This window comes from Pseudomonas sp. MDV22-iso1 (genome assembly GCF_058145095.1).
The window spans coordinates 356,910-375,479 of the sequence record NZ_JBYVMF010000003.1; the positions used below are offsets into that span (position 1 = coordinate 356,910).

Consider the following 18,570-nt stretch of genomic DNA (forward strand, 5'->3'; position numbering starts at 1 on the left):
ATACCTTTGGACGTTGTCACCACTTCTCCTATGGTCACCACTTCTCCTGTGGTGAGGGGATTTATCCCCGTTGGGCTGCGAAGCGGCCCCAGAACCTGTGCACGCGGTGTACCTGTAATAACGTGGATTCAATAATAGGGGCCGCTTCGCAGCCCAACGGGGATAAATCCCCTCGCCACAGGGGTTATCGATACCTGCGGGAGACGATTACAAATCCCCAACACAGCTCTTTTCCTGACCATAGCGTCAACGCGTAGAATGCCCCGCCTCGCGCATCAATACCTTTGGACGTTTCGCCCTTGAACTCCGTAACCGACAACACCACCGTCCTCACCCGCCCCGAACGCATCCGCCTGGAGCTGAAAAACCTGCTCGGCCTGGCGCTGCCGATCATGGTCGCGCAGCTGGCCACGACAGCGATGGGTTTCGTCGATGCGGTCATGGCCGGCCGCGTCGGGCCTCGGGATCTGGCGGCGGTGGCATTGGGGAACTCGATCTGGGTCCCGGTCTTCCTGTTGATGACCGGCACCCTGCTGGCCACCACCCCGAAAGTCGCCCAACGCTTCGGCGCCGGCACTCATAGCGAAATCGGCCCGATCGTCCGTCAGGCACTGTGGCTGGCATTGGTCGTCGGAGTGTTGGCCACCGGCATGCTGCTCGGCGCCGAGCCGATCCTGCACCTGATGAACGTCGATCCCGAACTGATCGGCCCCTGCATGCAATACCTGCACGGCATCGCCAGCGGCCTGCCTGCCGTCGCGATCTATCACGTGTTGCGCTGCTTCAGTGATGGCCTCGGGCGTACGCGCCCGGCGATGGTCCTCGGCCTCTGCGGCCTGGCGCTGAACATCCCGCTGAACTACATCTTCATCTACGGCCACTTCGGCGTGCCCGCCATGGGCGGCGTCGGTTGCGGCTGGGCCACGGCGATCGTGATGTGGGTGATGGCGCTGGGCATGGCCGGGTGGGAGCGCTGGTCGCCGGCGTATCAGTCGAGTCAGTTGTTCAGCCGTTTCGACTGGCCGCAATGGACGGTGATCAAACGCCTGCTGGGCATCGGCTTGCCCATCGGCATTGCGGTGTTCGCCGAATCGAGCATCTTTGCCGTGATCGCCCTGCTGATCGGCAGCCTCGGCGCAACAGTCGTGGCCGGGCACCAGATCGCGCTCAATTTCAGCTCGCTGGTGTTCATGATCCCCTACTCCCTCGGCATGGCTGTCACCGTGCGCGTAGGCCAGGCACTGGGGCGTCGGGAGCCACGCGAAGCGCGCTTCGCCGCCGGTGTCGGCATGGGCACGGCGCTGGCGTATGCATGTATTTCGGCGAGCATGATGCTGTTGTTGCGCGAGCACATCGCGACCATCTACACCTCGGACCCGACAGTGATTCATGTCGCGGCGATGCTGATCGTGTACTCGGCGCTGTTCCAGTTTTCCGACGCGATCCAGGTCACGGCAGCCGGCGCATTGCGCGGTTATCAGGACACGCGGGTGACGATGATCCTGACGTTGTTCGCTTACTGGGGGATTGGGTTGCCGGTGGGTTACGCGCTGGGTCTGACCGATTGGTTAGGCGCGCCAAGCGGCCCGAGCGGGCTGTGGCAGGGTTTGATCGTGGGCTTGAGTTGCGCGGCGCTAATGCTGTCGATCCGCTTGACGCGCAGTGCACGCAAGCAGATCCGCATCAGTCGTTCGACGAGTTAAGCGAGTTTCTTGCGAATCCAGTAGAGGTAGGTGCCTGCCTCTTCATGCTGGCCGATCAGCTCGTGATCGAGAAACACGCAAAACTTGGGGATGTCGCGACGGGTCGACGGATCGGTCGCAATCACCTTCAACAGTCCGCCGGGCGCCAGGTCACGGATGTGCTGGTGCAACATCATCACCGGCTCCGGGCAGTTGAGGCCGGTGGCGTCGAGGGTGCCGTCAACCGGCGTATCAATCATTTCACTCATGATTCACTCCTGAAACGTGCCGACATTGTCGCGCAATGTCGGGTTTGTGGCGAGGGAGCTTGCTCCCGCTGGGCCGCGAAGCGACCCCAACTATGGCTACGCGGTTTATCAGTTATATCTCTGTGTCCGGTTTTAGGGCTGCTACGCAACCCAGCGGGAGCAAGCTCCCTCGCCACACAAGCCCGCATATCTGCCGACGCACATCAACGAGACTTCGGTTTCTTCACATCGATCCGGCGCAAATGGCACGTCACTTCTTCACGGTCGTGATACAGCTGCTTGCAGCCAATCTCCACCCGAATCCCGCGCTCCTTGAACCCGTCGGCAATGCGCTCCAGCAGGCGTTTCACCTCGGCATAACGCTGCTTCATCGGCAACTTCAGGTTGACCACCGCCTCGCGGCAATGCCCCTCGCCAATCCACTCTTCCAGCATCGCGGCATTACGCGCCGGCTTCTCGACAATATCGCACACCATCCAGTCCACCGGCTGCTTGGGCTTGAAGGTAAAACCATCCGCCATCAAATGCTGCACCAGCCCGGTGTCCATCAGGCTTTCAGCCATCGGCCCGTTATCGATCGCCGTCACCAGCATGCCGCGGTTGACCAGCTGCCAGGTCCAGCCACCGGGCGCGGCACCCAGGTCAACGCCGGTCATGTCGCTGTGCAAACGCTCGTCCCACTGATCACGCGGGATGAAGTGGTGCCACGCCTCTTCCAGCTTCAACGTCGAACGGCTTGGCGCGTCACGGGGAAACTTCAGGCGCGGAATGCCCATTGGCCACATCGCCGAGTTGTTCGACTCCGCCAACCCCATGAACACTTCGCGACCGCTCTTGAACGTCAACAGCAACCGCGGCTTGAGCGGGTCTTCCACCAATTTGCCGGCAGCCATCAGCGCCTTGCGCAAGTGAACTTCGAACTTCTTGCAGAAATTCGACAGTTCCTTACCGTCGTTGGTGTCGACCATCTCCAGCCACAGGCTGCCGCACAACGGGAAATCCCTCATGTGCGCGAGGATCACGCTGATGCGATCGGTTTCCGGCAGATCGATAAAGATGCCGCGAGCCCACTGGCGCGGGAAGATCAGATCGGCAAAACGCTGCCCGCGCATCAGGCGCTCGGCACCGTCTTCTTCGGTACAGATAAATTCGGCAAAGGCGCTGGCGGCCTTGGCCTTGGCATAACCGGCCACGTTCAAGCGTGCGGCATGTTCGGATATCTCGGAACAGACTTCGCCTTCGAAGCCTGGCCGGCAATGCATAAAGAGGGTGTTCATTCTTACTCCTGGGCAGATGGCGAGAAATTCAACCACTGCGCGATGCCCAGACTTGCGTTGAAGCAAAGCCTGTCACGAAAACCGGCGCATGATAGCCGAGTTCGGAACCTTGGACCTGTCCATAGAGTCCAGTTATTAGCTTTAAGCCGCAAAGAGGACTAGGTTTAGACCTCAGTTCGTCCCCTCAGTCCGTAGCCGTGCGGATCATAAGGAGTGATCGTAATGCCGTCCCTCGATAGCCTGAAATCCCTTAAAACCCTGCAGATCGACGACAAGACCTACCATTATTACAGTCTGCCCGATGCTGCCAAAAGCCTCGGTGATCTCGACAAGCTGCCGATGTCATTGAAAGTGCTGCTGGAAAACCTGCTGCGCTGGGAAGATGAAAAAACTGTCACCGGCGCCGACCTCAAGGCCATTGCCGCCTGGCTCAAGGAGCGTCGCTCCGATCGTGAAATCCAGTACCGCCCCGCGCGGGTATTGATGCAAGACTTCACCGGTGTTCCCGCCGTGGTCGACCTGGCCGCCATGCGCGCCGCCATGGCCAAGGCCGGCGGTGACCCGCAGCGGATCAACCCGCTCTCCCCCGTGGACCTTGTGATCGACCACTCGGTGATGGTCGACAAGTTCGGCAGCGCCAGCGCGTTCGAGCAGAACGTCGACATCGAAATGCAGCGCAATGGCGAGCGTTACGCCTTCCTGCGCTGGGGTCAGAGCGCCTTCGACAACTTCAGCGTCGTGCCACCGGGCACCGGCATCTGCCACCAGGTCAACCTGGAATACCTCGGCCGCACGGTCTGGACCAAGGACGAAGACGGCCGCACCTACGCTTTTCCCGACACCCTGGTCGGCACCGACTCCCACACCACCATGATCAACGGCCTCGGCGTACTCGGCTGGGGCGTCGGCGGGATCGAAGCGGAAGCGGCGATGCTCGGCCAACCGGTGTCGATGCTGATTCCGGAAGTGATCGGCTTCAAACTCACCGGCAAGCTCAAGGAAGGCATCACCGCCACCGACCTGGTGCTGACCGTTACCCAAATGCTGCGCAAAAAAGGCGTGGTCGGTAAATTCGTCGAATTCTACGGCGACGGCCTCGCCGACCTGCCCTTGGCCGACCGCGCGACCATCGCCAACATGGCCCCGGAATACGGCGCCACCTGCGGCTTCTTCCCGGTGGATGACGTCACCCTCGACTACCTGCGCCTGTCCGGCCGCCCGCCGGAAACCGTCAAACTGGTCGAGGCCTACTGCAAAACCCAGGGCCTGTGGCGCCTGCCCGGCAAGGAACCGTCGTTCACCGACAGCCTCGCCCTGGACATGGCCAGTGTCGAAGCCAGCCTCGCCGGCCCGAAACGTCCGCAAGACCGCGTTTCTCTGCCGAATGTCGCACAGGCCTTCAGTGACTTCATCGACCTGCAATTCAAGCCCACCAGCAAAGAAGAAGGACGACTGGAAAGTGAAGGCGGCGGCGGTGTTGCCGTGGGCAACGCTGACCTGGTCGGCGAAACAGACTACGAATACGACGGCCACACCTACCGCCTGAAAAACGGCGCCGTGGTCATCGCCGCCATCACCTCCTGCACCAACACCTCCAACCCGAGCGTGATGATGGCCGCCGGCCTGGTGGCGAAAAAAGCCGTGGAAAAAGGCCTCACCCGCAAACCCTGGGTGAAAAGCTCATTGGCGCCCGGCTCGAAAGTCGTCACCGACTACTACAAGGCCGCGGGACTGACCCAATACCTTGATCAACTCGGCTTCTCCCTGGTCGGCTACGGCTGCACCACCTGCATCGGCAACTCCGGACCGTTGCCGGAGCCGATCGAAAAAGCCATCCAGAAAGCCGACCTCACCGTCGCCTCGGTCCTCTCGGGCAACCGCAACTTCGAAGGCCGCGTGCACCCACTGGTCAAAACCAACTGGCTCGCCTCCCCGCCACTGGTCGTCGCCTACGCACTGGCCGGCACCGTGCGCACCGACATCAGCAGCGAACCGCTGGGCAACGACAAAGAAGGCAACCCGGTGTACCTGCGCGACATCTGGCCCAGCACCCAGGAAATCGCCGACGCCGTAAGCCAGGTCAACACTGCCATGTTCCACAAGGAATACGCCGAAGTGTTCGCCGGCGACGAACAGTGGCAAGCCATCGAAGTGCCGCAAGCCGCGACCTACGTCTGGCAGGACGACTCGACCTACATCCAGCACCCACCATTCTTCGACGACATCGGCGGTCCGCCACCGGAAGTCAAAGACGTCTCGGGCGCACGCGTCCTCGCCCTGCTTGGCGACTCGGTCACCACCGACCACATCTCACCGGCCGGCAACATCAAGACCGACAGCCCCGCCGGCCAATACCTGCGCGCCAAAGGCGTGGAACCCCGCGACTTCAACTCCTACGGCTCCCGCCGCGGCAACCACGAAGTCATGATGCGCGGCACCTTCGCCAACATCCGCATCCGCAACGAAATGCTCGGCGGCGAAGAAGGCGGCAACACGATCTACATCCCTACCGGAGAAAAGGTCGCCATCTACGACGCCGCCATGCGCTACCAGGCCGCGGGCACCCCGCTGGTCGTCATCGCCGGCCAGGAATACGGCACCGGCTCCAGCCGCGACTGGGCGGCCAAAGGTACGAACTTGCTGGGCGTAAAAGCCGTCATCGCGGAAAGCTTCGAACGTATCCACCGGTCCAACCTGGTGGGCATGGGCGTGCTACCGCTGCAATTCAAGCTGGATCAGAATCGCAAGAGCCTGAAGCTCACGGGGAAAGAAAGCATCGACATCCTCGGTTTGACCGGCGTGGAACTGACGCCCCGGATGAACCTGACGCTGATCATCACCCGGGAAGACGGCAGCCGCGAGAAGATCGACGTGCTGTGCCGGATTGATACGTTGAATGAGGTGGAGTACTTCAAATCGGGGGGGATCCTGCACTACGTACTGCGCCAACTAATAGCCTCATAAACGCAGCAGCATGGGGTTGCGCGGCCACGCCAACCCCACAATTTCATTTCTTCTGTAGGAATGAGCCTGCTCGCGATAGCGTCTTGTCAGCCACACAGCTACCAAAGATAAAGCCGCTCTCACAGACGACTGAAACCCAAAGACACCCACATCAAGCGCCCTCATCACATACCTTGCGGCTACAACTCCGACACTGTCCCTACAAACACAACCATATGGCCAACACCCACCCCTGTGGCGAGGGAGTTCACTCCCGCTCGGCTGCGCGGCAGCCGCAAAACCACCCACATCGCCCCCACTGAAAACACGCAACCCAACCAACCGCCTCCAACAATAAATCCCCTGCAAAAACCCTCCCCACCAATTGCCTACCATCCCCCACATCTGCCTAAATGCCCCAAGCCAAGCCCGCATCAACCAAGGATGACCCCATGCTCCGCCTACCCTGGCCCTACCTCACCATGCTCACCGCCGGCTACGTCCTGGCGCTCACCTACGGTCAGCTATCCCTCCAGGCCAGCATCCCCATCACACTGCTCATCCTCGCCGGCATCGCCGTCCAACCCCAAAACCACCGCTACGCCCGCTACCTCGGCCATAGCCTCTTCGTCCTCCTCGCACTCGCCCTGGCCCTGCACTACCTACCCGGCTTCCACAACGCCCAAGTCATCGAGCCCACACGCTTCACCGAAAACGCCATCCCGTTCTCGATGTACCTCAACCTCGACAAACCCCTGCTCGGCTTCTGGCTCCTGCTCGCCTGCCCATGGATCATCGCCCAGCGCTCTTTCACGCAAACACTGAAAACCAGCGCCATCACCCTAAGCCTCACAGCCCTGATCACCCTCACCAGCGCATGGCTACTCGGCATCATCGATTGGGCACCCAAATGGCCCGACGTCGCCAGAATCTGGATCCTCAACAACCTTCTACTCGTCACCCTGGTCGAAGAAGCCCTGTTCCGCGGCTATATACAAGGCAGCCTGAGCGAACGACTCAAACACTTACCGTACGGTGAGCACTTCGCGCTGTTACTTGCCGCAATACTTTTCGGTCTTGCCCACTGGGGCGCCGGCTGGCAATGGGTACTGCTGGCGACCATCGCTGGGATTGGCTACGGCCTGGCCTACCGGTTCGGAGGACTGGCCGCCGCCATCGCCACGCACTTCGGTTTGAATCTGCTGCACTTCGGGTTATTCACGTACCCAATGCTGGCGGAATAGCCAGGGCGTTAAACCGAACGCCCGTATGACAGAAAGTTCCCATCGAGCCTTGACCCTACCCACCTACGCCACTAGAGTGCACGCTTTTAAAATGGCCCCGGCAGCAGTAGTGCACCGGAGAAGGCCGTACTGTTGCGCTGGAAAGGAATTCCATCCCCCTCCTCCTGCTGCCCGTGCGGTCAAAACACTCGATTCCGTAACCTGCGCAGCCCTATGTTCAATAAAATCCTGGTCGTATGCATCGGCAACATCTGCCGCAGCCCCACCGTAGAAGCCCTGCTTAAAAGCAAGCTGGCTGATCGCGGCAAAGTCATAAGCTCAGCCGGCCTCGGCGCCCTCGTAGACAAATCCATGGACGCCACCGCGCTGGAAGTCCTGCGCGAACACGGCGGCGACCTGCCAGACCATAAAGGTCGGCAACTGACTCGAGAAATGCTGCAACAGGCCGATGTAATACTGACCATGGAACAACGCCACGTGGACAGCATCGCGCGCATGGCGCCGGAAGTCCGCGGCAAGACATTCCTGCTGGGCAAATGGCAGAACAATCAGGAAATTCCCGATCCGTACCGCCAGCAGAAAGTCGCCTTCGAACACGTCTACCAACTGATGACGCAAGGCGTCGACAGCTGGTCGCAAAAACTATAATCACCTCTTGTAAAAGTACCCCGCATGCCAAGCCAAAACAGCCTACCTATTCAGGATCACAGCGACGACGATGACAGCATCGATCTGCTCGCGCTATTCGGCACTTTGATCGATAGCAAGTGGATAATTATCACCATTACTGCGTTTTTCTGCGCAGTAGGCGTTGCTTACGCCCTTCTTTCTACCCCGATCTATCAAGCTAACGCGCTTGTGCAGGTAGAGGAGAAAAAAGGTGGTATGGCTGCTCTTGGCGGCATGGGTGAAATGAGCGAGATGTTTGGTGGGACATCTCCGGCGGTGACCGAGATTGAGCTGCTTAAATCCCGAGCGGTGCTGGGTAAGGCTGTAGAAAACCTCAAGCTCGATATTATTGTTGAGCCGAACTACTTTCCGCTTATTGGTCACTTCCTGAGCCGACACTTTAAGCCTGATAGCGAAAATGCGTTAGCCACATCATTGTTTGGTTTAGACAGTTATACATGGGGCGGGGAAAAGCTGGATATTTTCCAGCTAGAAGTACCGGATGACTATCTAGGTAAGGGCCTAACGCTGCGAGCTGAAGGTGACAAAAGCTTCACATTGCTCAACAATGACGACGAAGTTCTTCTAACTGGCCAAGCAGGCGAGAAGCTTGAGCAAAATGGTTTCAAGCTGCAAGTCGCCACCCTTAATGCCAATGCCGGCGCTTTATTCGATGTCAGAAAGCAGCGTCGCCTCAACGCTATTTTACAATATCAGGAAGATGTATCGGCAAGTGAGCGCGGCAAGGAATCCGGCATCATCGCGTTGTCAATCGAAAATGAAGATCCAGAGCTGGCTAACAAAGTGCTCGATGAGATCAACCGTCTATATGTATTGCAGAACGTTCAGCGAAACTCTGCAGAAGCTGCGCAAAGCCTTGAGTTCCTGCGCACCCAGTTGCCAGACGTACGCAAACAATTGGAGAAAGCTGAAGGCCAACTTAACGCCTATCAGACAAGTGCCCGCTCTGTAGACATCACGATCGAAACCAAAGCCGTGCTCGATCAGATTGTGGCCTTAGAAACATTGATTTCTGAATTAAAGCTCAAGCAAGCAGAGATGGAACACCGATTCACACGAGAACACCCAGCGTACCAAGCCTTGATGACCCAAATGAGCCAACTCGATCAACAAAAACGGGGGCTAGAAAAGAAGATCAAAAATTTGCCGGAGACTCAGCAGGAGTTGTTGCGCTTGGCTCGAGATATGCAGGTCACGACTGAGATTTATACTCAGTTGCTGAACAAGACTCAAGAGTTGGACATCGTCCGTGCCGGCACAGTAGGTAACGTACGAGTTATCGACTCGGCTGACGCCAACATCGAGAGACCGGTAAAACCGAAGAAGCCGTTGATCGTATTGATTTCTACACTTCTGGGTTTAATGATTGCCCTTGCATATGTTTTGGTCCGCAAGGCGATGAATCGCGGTGTCGAAGATCCAGAGATCATCGAACAACTTGGCATCCCTGTATACGCTTCGATCCCGCTCAGCAAAGGGCAGTCTCTAATTGAAGCTACTTTGAAAGGTAACGGTCGCGCAACGACTGGCTCCCTATTATTGGCGGTCAACAACCCTGCCGACCTTGCCGTGGAGTCGTTGAGAAGCCTGCGTACTAGTCTTCACTTCGCAACTCTGGAAGCAAAGAACAACATCTTAATGATCTCCGGCCCGAGCCCTGCCGTAGGTAAATCCTTCGTTTCGTGCAACCTGGCCGCCATCATTGCTCAGACCGGGCAGAAGGTTCTGCTGGTCGACGCTGATATGCGCAAAGGTTATTTAAACAAATTGTTCCGCATGGATGTGAGCAACGGACTATCCGATCTGCTTGCAGGCAAAATCGACTTGACCACTGCGACCCATTCCACTGAAGTAGATAACTTGCACGTCATTACCCGCGGACAAATTCCTCCGAATCCTTCTGAATTGTTGATGCACAGCAATTTCACTCAGTTCCTGGAAAAAGTAAGCAGCCAGTACGATTTGGTTATCATCGACACCCCGCCAATTCTGGCTGTTACCGATGCAGCCCTTGTCGGACGGCAAGCCGGCACAAGCCTCATTGTGACCCGTTTCGGCGTTAACGCTGCCAAGGAAATTCAAGTGACCAAGCGACGCTTTGAACAAAACGGTATCGTCGTCAAAGGTGCGATTTTTAACGCCGTGGAGCGAAAAGCTTCGGCTTATGGTTACGGCAGCTACAGCTACTACCAATACGAATACGCTTCAGACAAAAAGTAATGCCGGATATCAGGGCAGTGCCGCTGCCCTGATCTACCCATGAGAGCCCATCGCATGCCCCCTCAGCACCCGCCACCCCGCTGGTTCCTGATCCAGTGCAAGCCACGACAAGACTCACGCGCCGAGGAAAACCTGAAGCGCCAAGCCTTCAAGTGTTATCGCCCCACCCAACACGTAGAACGCATTCAACGCGGCCGCCGCACCACTTCGGTGGAGTCATTGTTCCCTGGCTACCTGTTCATCCAACTCGACCAGCTTAACGACAACTGGCACCCCATCCGCTCAACTCGGGGAGTCAACCAACTGGTCACATTCGGAAAACAGCCGATCGCCGTAGCTGATGGACTCATCGAACAACTCAAGCAACGAAGTCAAAATCAACACTGCGCGTCAACCGAAGACTCCATAGCACTGGAACCCGGTGACCAAGTGCGCATCACCAGCGGCAGTTACAAAGAACTCGAGGCCATCTTCCTCTCCCACGACGGTGCCGAACGCATCGTGATCCTTCTGCAGCTCCTCCACCGCGAACACACTCTTAGCGTCCCAATAACCGCAATAGAAAAAACCTGATACCACTCTCTATAAAAACAAAAACAATCTCTATCTCCCCCACCACCACTGCTCCCCTGTAGGAGCTGCCGAAGGCTGCGATCTTTTGATTTCAACGCCTCCAGCAACGTCCCCTCATTACCCGAAATGCCACTCACCAAACCCGCCCTGAAATCCCCCATCCATGTAACCCGGCATCATCAAAAAACACTATTCCCACACCCAGATTTAAGACTCGCCGGTCACTCCAGCTACTACCCTTGTGAACCACTACTCAAATCACACACTTCCGCCTGTAGGATCTTTCACACAAAACTGTTTTTACCTTCACTTTTCCCACCAAATCAGTAAAATGCGCCGTCGGCTGAGGGTAACAACTCACTCCGGCAGGATGCCATTGCACAGACCCCACGTTGTGCAGCAGTCAAGGACAGACTCATCTCCTCTGCTTGCCATTAACCGAGCCCAGACTCGGCCTGCCTGATTGATCCTCATCCCAAAAAATTGCCAGCGCTTGCGCATACGGCTCACGTCGCAGCCACGGCGCACGTTCTCAGGAAACCAACGGTGAATCCTGGGGCGGTAGCGTGTCCAAAACCTTGATATTGGCCAAGGCGAAGTGCGTCCCCTACTACGGATAAGGGAGACGCCACGACAACGACCGGTTTGTGCCACAGGCCCAAACAGTAACTCCAGCTGAACGGAACTAATACTCCTATCAGCGGGCACAGCCTGGATGGCTATGCCCATTTCAACGCAAGGGACATTATCTTGATTCGCAAGCGCAACACCACAATGCCAGCAGGCCGCGGACTTACCTTCTGGGCCCAATGGGTGGCAGCAATTTCTGTACTTATTCTCCTGCTTTGCGCATTGGCAGTTATGAAAACAGGGGAAGTCGATACGCAGTATCGAGTTCTTAGCGTACTCATGTTGCTTGGTTCTGTACCTGCTTACTCGATGATGCAGGTCTACCATAAACAGCATGGTTATCTTGTAGGTCTTGGTCGCCTGCTAGCCGGATGGTTGGCGCTGCTTTCAGGCTTAACAGTTATGGCTTTCATAACAAAGACCAGCGAATTGTTTTCTCGAGAGGTGATTCTCACCTTGGCTCTATCCGGCTTCGCGTTGCAAGCTTGTCTATATGTGCCGCTTCACAACCTCGCCCGACGCTATCAACAAAAGCTTCAAGCGGCTCGCACGTCGCTAATCATTGGAGCTGGCGAGCTGGCGCTCGATCTCGCAGATAAACTTGCTCGGCAAAAAAACGAACCATTAATTGGTTTAGTGACTGCGGACGATCTGCCATTGCCCAGCAACAGTGTCTACCCAGTCCTGGGCAGCTTGGCTCACCTACGCGACTTGATCGCAACCCACCGCATCCGCCGCCTCTACATCGCGTTACCACTCACAGAAGCCGAGAAGATCGAAGAACTCTACATTGATCTTTTGGATTCCAGTGTGGACGTAATCTGGATTCCCGACCTTCAAAGCCTGATCCTTCTGAACCACTCGGTATCAGAAATCGAAGGGCTTCCTGCGATCCACCTCAATGAAAGCCCGCTGACCTCATATCCTACTGCTGCGCTTTCAAAAGCGGTGCTTGACCGTACTGTCGCGCTAATAGCCATCGTTCTGCTCAGCCCAGTGTTACTGGGAACTGCTATCGCCGTGAAGTTGTCTTCGCCAGGGCCAGTATTATTCAAACAGAAACGTCATGGTTGGAACGGAAAGATCATTAAGGTATGGAAGTTCCGCTCCATGCGATTACATGACGACGAAGAGGTCAAACAGGCCAGCCGTCACGACCCCCGAATCACTCGAGTGGGTCAATTTATCCGCCGCACTTCTATCGATGAATTACCGCAATTGTTCAACGCGCTTCAAGGAAAAATGTCGCTAGTTGGACCTCGCCCCCACGCAATAGCACATAACGATTATTACACCGGAAAAATCGACGCTTATATGGCGCGCCACAGAATTAAGCCTGGCATTACGGGTTTAGCACAGATCAGTGGATTCCGGGGCGAAACAGAGACCATCGACAAAATGGAGAAACGAGTGGAGCTTGATCTAGCCTATATAAACAATTGGTCTTTGTGGCTGGATGTAAAAATATTAATCAAAACTCCCCTCACACTTTTGTCGAAAGATATCTATTAAAACTATACGGTAATCTTGCGAAATAATATTTCGCATTAATACGAAGATAAAAATCAACTACCCATCAAATATACTACATATTAATCATGAGCACTTTATGTCCGACCACCAAAAATCCAGCATAGTAAAATTCAAGAGCAAAGAGGCGATCATTGGTATAGTAGGTTTGGGATATGTAGGCCTACCACTGATGCTGCGATACAACGCGATTGGCTTCCGCGTATTAGGTATCGACATAGACGAAAGTAAAGTCAGCAAGCTAAATGCAGGCCAAAGTTACATAGAACACATTTCGAGCTCTAGTGTCTCGGCGGCGCGCGAATCTGGATTTAACGCTACTACTGACTTTCGTAGGGTTAGCGAGTGTGACGCATTGATCCTGTGTGTACCAACACCGCTGAACAAATATCGCGAACCAGACATGAGCTTCGTGATCAATACCACGAATGCGATCAAACCATATCTGCGTTCAGGTCAGATCGTTTCGCTGGAGAGCACTACATACCCTGGCACGACCGAAGAAGAGTTGCTACCTCGTGTACAGGAAGGTGGATTAGTAGTCGGTGAAAACATATTTTTGGTATATTCGCCGGAACGTGAAGATCCAGGGAATCTAAACTTCGAAACTCGCACTATACCAAAGGTTATTGGTGGCCATACTGCAGCATGCCTTGAAGTTGGGGTAGCACTGTATGAACAAGCTATTGACCAAGTAGTTCAGGTTAGCTCTACCAAAGCAGCCGAAATGACAAAACTTCTGGAAAATATTCACCGTGCTGTGAATATCGGATTGGTTAACGAAATGAAAATTGTTGCCGACCGAATGGGAATAGATATCTTTGAGGTAGTGGACGCTGCAGCAACGAAACCCTTTGGTTTTACACCTTACTATCCAGGTCCGGGGCTTGGTGGTCACTGCATTCCAATTGACCCCTTCTACCTTACTTGGAAGGCACGTGAGTATGGACTTCACACCCGATTCATCGAATTATCAGGTGAGGTCAACAAAGCTATGCCTGAATATGTACTGAACAAACTAATGGACGGCCTAAACAATAACGGTAAAGCTCTGAATGGAAGCAACATTCTAATACTTGGCATTGCCTACAAGAAAAACGTAGACGACATGCGCGAATCACCCTCAGTCGAAATTATGGAATTAATTCAAGCCAAAGGCGGCATCGTGGGATACAGCGACCCACACGTACCTGTATTCCCGACTATGCGTGAACATCATTTCGATTTGAGCAGTGAATCATTAACTGCAGAAAATATTTCGAGATTCGACGCGGTAATACTTGCAACTGACCACGATAAATTTGACTACGACTTGATAAAAACGCATGCAAGATTGATAGTCGATAGCCGAGGCAAATATCGCACACCGGCAAATAATATTATTAAAGCCTGATAACCACACTAAGAAATCCGGTAGGACTTGCAATAGTCCCGCCGGTTAATTAGTTCAGCTAGGAATTTCATGAAAAAGTTTGCACTTATCGGCGCTGCCGGATATATCGCCCCACGCCACATGCGCGCCATCAAAGAAACCGGAAATATGTTGGTATCTGCATACGACATAAACGACTCAGTGGGAATAATTGACAGCATTTCCCCAGAAAGCGAATTTTTTACTCAATTTGAGTGCTTTCAAGAACACGCTTATCGTCTGAAGAGAGATTCATCAACCGCGCTTGATTATATCTCCATTTGCTCACCGAACTACCTGCACCATTCACATATTGCTGCAGGTCTGCGCTTGGGATGCGACGTAATTTGTGAAAAGCCGCTTGTACCAACCCCGAAGGCTCTGGATGAGCTCGCTCTAGTGGAGCGAGAGACGGGAAATAAACTATATAACATCTTACAACTACGTCATCATCAAGCAATTCTTAATCTCAAACATAAGGTCGCTGATGAAGCAAGCGATCACAAATACGACGTGGAGCTTACATATATTACTTCACGCGGAAAGTGGTACATGGAAAGCTGGAAAGGGGATCCGCGCAAGTCGTTTGGTATTGCTACAAATATTGGCGTACATTTTTACGACATGCTGCACTTCATTTTTGGAAAGCTGCAAAGAAACGTTGTGCATTTCACATCTGAATCTAAGGCATCGGGGTATCTCGAATATGAAAAAGCGCGTGTTAGATGGTTTCTTTCAATCGATGCCTGCGATTTACCAGCTTCCGTAAAAGGCAAAAAACCGACCTATCGCTCCATCACCGTTAACGGTGAGGAGATGGAGTTTTCTGACGGCTTCACCGATCTACATACTACAAGCTATCATGAAATACTCGCTGGACGCGGATACGGTATTGAAGATGCGAGACATTGTGTAGAGACTGTTGACACTATTCGCTCAGCCACTACTGTGACAGCGCAAGACAATGAAGGACATCCGTTTTTAACAACTCTCAATCGTTGAGTACCTTATGTCGCATTATCAACACCCAAGCGCGATCGTAGATGCCGGTGCACAAATTGGCGAGGGTTCTCGCATTTGGCATTTCGTGCACGTTTGCGGAGGCGCTCATATTGGCAAAGGCGTCTCTCTTGGTCAAAACGTCTTTGTCGGCAATACGGTAGTAATAGGCGATCGCTGCAAAATACAAAACAATGTTTCTGTTTATGACAATGTGACCCTTGAAGAAGGTGTATTCTGCGGGCCGAGCATGGTATTCACCAACGTTTATAATCCCCGTTCATTGATAGAACGTAAGGACCAGTACCGCAATACACTTGTCAAGAAAGGCGCCACTCTTGGCGCCAACTGCACGATAGTTTGCGGCGTGACGATTGGTGAATATGCATTTGTTGGCGCGGGCGCAGTGATTAATAAAAACGTTCCTGCTTTTGCGCTAATGGTTGGAGTGCCTGCTCGTCAAATAGGCTGGATGAGTGAATTCGGAGAACAGTTAGAACTTCCGATCAATGGAGAAGGAGAAGTAGTCTGTGCAAACTCCGCCACTAGATACATATTACATGGCAAAACCCTGTCAAAAGTGGATGTGACCAAGTGATAGAATTTATAGATCTCAAAACACAACAAGAACGTATCAAAGATCAGATAGATGCGGGCATCCAACGGGTACTTGCTCATGGCAAATATATACTGGGCCCAGAGGTAGCCGAGCTTGAACAAAAATTAGCGGACTTTGTAGGCGCAAAATATTGCATAACCTGCGCCAATGGTACAGATGCCCTACAAATAGCCCAAATGGCATTGGGCATAGGTCCAGGTGATGAAGTAATTACACCTGGATTTACTTATATCGCAACTGCGGAAACCGTTGCGTTACTTGGTGCAAAACCCGTTTATGTAGATGTTGACCCGCGCACCTACAACCTGAATCCAGAACTGCTTGAGCAAGCGATCACCCCACGTACCAAGGCGATTATCCCGGTATCACTATATGGGCAATGCGCTGACTTTGATGCAATAAACAGCATAGCCAAAAAATACAATATTCCAGTGATAGAGGACGCGGCTCAGAGCTTTGGGGCTACGTATAAAGGAAGGCGATCTTGCAATCTCTCAACTATCGCTTGTACTAGTTTTTTCCCGAGCAAACCTCTTGGAGGCTATGGAGACGGCGGTGCTATTTTCACTAATAACGAAGAACTGGCAACTATTATCCGCCAAATTTCTAGACACGGGCAGGACAGACGTTATCATCATATTCGCGTAGGCGTTAATAGCCGGCTGGACACTATTCAGGCAGCCATATTACTGCCAAAGCTGAAAATATTTGAAGAAGAAATTATTCTTCGTCAAAAAATAGCCGCGCAATACAACCAAGCACTAAACGCGGAAAATATAAAAAACGGTACAAATGCAACTGATACGAAGCAGTCACTAATAACACCATTAGTGGACGTGAACTGTACAAGTGTATACGCGCAATACACTATCCAAGTAAGCGATCGCAACAGCTTTCAATCAAACATGACTGAACTTGGCGTTCCGACGATTGTTCATTATCCAATCCCATTGAACAAGCAACCAGCTGTTTCCGATGACAACGTTCAGCTCAGTGTCGGTGATAGACTTGCCGAAAGAGTGGTGAGTTTGCCAATGCACCCTTACCTTACAACGCAGCAAATAAAATTGATTACCGAAGCGGCAACGGCGTCACTCAAGACAAACCATAATGCATTTCCTTGAAAAACTTAAAGACCTGAAACAAAACAGCTTCTCCAGATCTGTGGGCATTTTGATTGGAGGGACGGCTTTTGCCCAGTTACTGATGATCATAGTGCTGCCGCTGCTGACTAGAATATACGGTCCAAACGACTTTAGCATTCTGGCAGTGTATACGGCACTAGTTACTATATTATCGGTAGCTGCAGGTCTTCGGTTCGATATAGCGATTCCGTTACCTGACAATGACGAAGAAGCTATTAATATATTAGCATTGGCACTATTTTTCTCGTCCATTGTCACCATATTGATCGCCATACCTATAACTCTATTCCCTAACATAATTTCAGAAGCGCTCAAACAACCCGGAATTGAACCATATCTATTCCTAGTACCAGTTGGGATTTTCATCACGAGCAGTTATAACGCACTCCAGTTCTGGGCGACTCGTAAGAAAAAATTTCTATTGATATCGAAAACAAGAATGAGTCAGGCAATTTTTGGCATAGCCACACAACTTAGCCTGGGTGTAATGGGTCTTATACCCTTAGGACTTATACTAGGGCAGTTGGTTACAAGTGGTGCCGGTCTAGTAGGGCTAACTCGAGAGGTAGTCAACGACAAGACACAAATTTTAAAAAGAATCAACGTAGCGTCAATGATACTGAATTTCAAAACCTACAGCCGGTTCCCAAAATACTCCTCATTTGAAGCATTAACTAACAGCGCTGGAATCCAGTTGCCGTTAATTGCAATTGCTGCATTAGCGGTCGGTGCAGAGGCCGGTTTTTTGATGTTAGCAATGAGAGTGATGCAAGCTCCACTCGGTTTAATTGGAAGCGCCGCATCTCAAGTTTACTTATCAAGAGCGGCTGAAGAGGATAGGCAAGGAACTCTGGGCGAGTTCACGGAGAAAACTTTAATTGGATTGATTAAAATCGGAATAATACCGCTTGTTCTAGCGTGTTTCACCGCTCCAGCGGCTTTTGCCATTTTATTCGGGGACGAATGGCGCCGAGCGGGTAGCTTGGTCAGTTGGATGACGCCATGGCTAATAATTCAACTGCTGGCATCGCCAATTTCAATGGTGATGCATGTAAAAGGGCGCCAATTGGCGATGCTCGTCCTAACTACTATAGGGCTGTTAGCGCGGCTAGGGGCTGTGATAATGGCTGCAATGTGGGCGCCTGGATTTTTGAGCGAAACCTATGCAATAGCGAGCGCAGGATTCTACGCCATTTGCCTTACTTTATTTTGCGCGACTGCAGGACTTGGATCAGCTTCTTGCGGAAGAATGGCACTTGTTTTCGGAAAACTCTTAGTTTTTTCAATCGCAATAGCTATTCCAGTACAAATTCTATTAGAAAATATTGGATACTAAAT

General features: G+C 53.2%; 14 protein-coding genes. 12 read left to right on the plus strand and 2 right to left on the minus strand.

Annotation, left to right across the window (positions count from 1 at the left end; translation table 11 throughout):
- Nucleotides 1-299 precede the first annotated feature (299 nt).
- Nucleotides 300-1,703 carry an MATE family efflux transporter gene (locus tag AC3ZVB_RS06205; RefSeq protein WP_490146068.1) on the plus strand — a complete coding sequence of 468 codons (1,404 nt, stop codon included), beginning with the start codon at nucleotides 300-302 and terminating at the stop codon, nucleotides 1,701-1,703.
- Here the strand turns inward: AC3ZVB_RS06205 and tusA are convergent.
- Together tusA and rlmM are read right to left on the minus strand one after the other, a co-directional pair.
- Nucleotides 1,700-1,951 carry a sulfurtransferase TusA gene (gene tusA / locus AC3ZVB_RS06210; protein WP_162437432.1) on the minus strand — a complete coding sequence of 84 codons (252 nt, stop codon included), beginning with the start codon at nucleotides 1,949-1,951 and terminating at the stop codon, nucleotides 1,700-1,702. The two genes, AC3ZVB_RS06205 and tusA, sit on opposite strands and share 4 nt — an antisense overlap.
- A 203-nt stretch (nucleotides 1,952-2,154) precedes the next feature.
- The gene (gene rlmM, locus AC3ZVB_RS06215) at nucleotides 2,155-3,228 is read right to left on the minus strand and encodes a 23S rRNA (cytidine(2498)-2'-O)-methyltransferase RlmM (RefSeq protein WP_162437433.1); all 1,074 of its coding nucleotides are present in this window, start codon (nucleotides 3,226-3,228) and stop codon (nucleotides 2,155-2,157) included.
- Nucleotides 3,229-3,450: 222 nt separating this feature from the next.
- Here rlmM and acnA point away from each other — a divergent pair, with 222 nt between their 5' ends.
- The 11 genes from acnA to AC3ZVB_RS06270 all read left to right on the plus strand — a co-directional run bounded on the left by acnA (nucleotide 3,451) and on the right by AC3ZVB_RS06270 (nucleotide 18,568).
- A complete protein-coding gene (gene acnA, locus AC3ZVB_RS06220) occupies nucleotides 3,451-6,192 on the plus strand; it encodes an aconitate hydratase AcnA (protein WP_490146069.1) in 2,742 nt (913 codons plus the stop codon).
- Nucleotides 6,193-6,623: 431 nt separating this feature from the next.
- The gene (locus AC3ZVB_RS06225; protein ID WP_490146070.1) at nucleotides 6,624-7,415 is read left to right on the plus strand and encodes a CPBP family intramembrane glutamic endopeptidase; all 792 of its coding nucleotides are present in this window, start codon (nucleotides 6,624-6,626) and stop codon (nucleotides 7,413-7,415) included.
- A 213-nt stretch (nucleotides 7,416-7,628) separates the two neighbouring features.
- Nucleotides 7,629-8,063 (plus strand): low molecular weight protein-tyrosine-phosphatase, encoded by a 435-nt coding sequence (locus tag AC3ZVB_RS06230; RefSeq protein WP_490146071.1) that lies wholly within the window; start codon nucleotides 7,629-7,631, stop codon nucleotides 8,061-8,063.
- A gap of 24 nt (nucleotides 8,064-8,087) precedes the next feature.
- A complete protein-coding gene (locus AC3ZVB_RS06235; protein ID WP_490146072.1) occupies nucleotides 8,088-10,325 on the plus strand; it encodes a polysaccharide biosynthesis tyrosine autokinase in 2,238 nt (745 codons plus the stop codon).
- A gap of 54 nt (nucleotides 10,326-10,379) precedes the next feature.
- A complete protein-coding gene (rfaH, locus tag AC3ZVB_RS06240; RefSeq protein WP_490146073.1) occupies nucleotides 10,380-10,898 on the plus strand; it encodes a transcription/translation regulatory transformer protein RfaH in 519 nt (172 codons plus the stop codon).
- Nucleotides 10,899-11,648: 750 nt separating this feature from the next.
- Nucleotides 11,649-13,040, plus strand: coding sequence for an undecaprenyl-phosphate glucose phosphotransferase (locus tag AC3ZVB_RS06245; protein ID WP_490146074.1), 1,392 nt, complete (start codon nucleotides 11,649-11,651; stop codon nucleotides 13,038-13,040).
- Nucleotides 13,041-13,137: 97 nt separating this feature from the next.
- Nucleotides 13,138-14,451: a UDP-N-acetyl-D-glucosamine 6-dehydrogenase gene (gene wbpA, locus AC3ZVB_RS06250; RefSeq protein ID WP_490146075.1), complete on the plus strand. Its 1,314-nt coding sequence runs from the start codon at nucleotides 13,138-13,140 to the stop codon at nucleotides 14,449-14,451.
- A gap of 69 nt (nucleotides 14,452-14,520) precedes the next feature.
- The gene (gene wbpB, locus AC3ZVB_RS06255) at nucleotides 14,521-15,471 is read left to right on the plus strand and encodes a UDP-N-acetyl-2-amino-2-deoxy-D-glucuronate oxidase (protein ID WP_490146076.1); all 951 of its coding nucleotides are present in this window, start codon (nucleotides 14,521-14,523) and stop codon (nucleotides 15,469-15,471) included.
- Nucleotides 15,472-15,478: 7 nt separating this feature from the next.
- Nucleotides 15,479-16,066, plus strand: a complete 588-nt coding sequence (gene wbpD / locus AC3ZVB_RS06260) for a UDP-2-acetamido-3-amino-2,3-dideoxy-D-glucuronate N-acetyltransferase (RefSeq protein ID WP_490146077.1) — start codon at nucleotides 15,479-15,481, stop codon at nucleotides 16,064-16,066.
- Nucleotides 16,063-17,211, plus strand: a complete 1,149-nt coding sequence (locus AC3ZVB_RS06265; RefSeq protein ID WP_490146078.1) for a DegT/DnrJ/EryC1/StrS family aminotransferase — start codon at nucleotides 16,063-16,065, stop codon at nucleotides 17,209-17,211. The genes wbpD and AC3ZVB_RS06265 overlap by 4 nt, the downstream gene beginning before the upstream one ends.
- The gene (locus AC3ZVB_RS06270; protein ID WP_490146079.1) at nucleotides 17,198-18,568 is read left to right on the plus strand and encodes a lipopolysaccharide biosynthesis protein; all 1,371 of its coding nucleotides are present in this window, start codon (nucleotides 17,198-17,200) and stop codon (nucleotides 18,566-18,568) included. Before AC3ZVB_RS06265 ends, AC3ZVB_RS06270 begins: the two co-directional genes overlap by 14 nt.
- Nucleotides 18,569-18,570 lie beyond the last annotated feature (2 nt).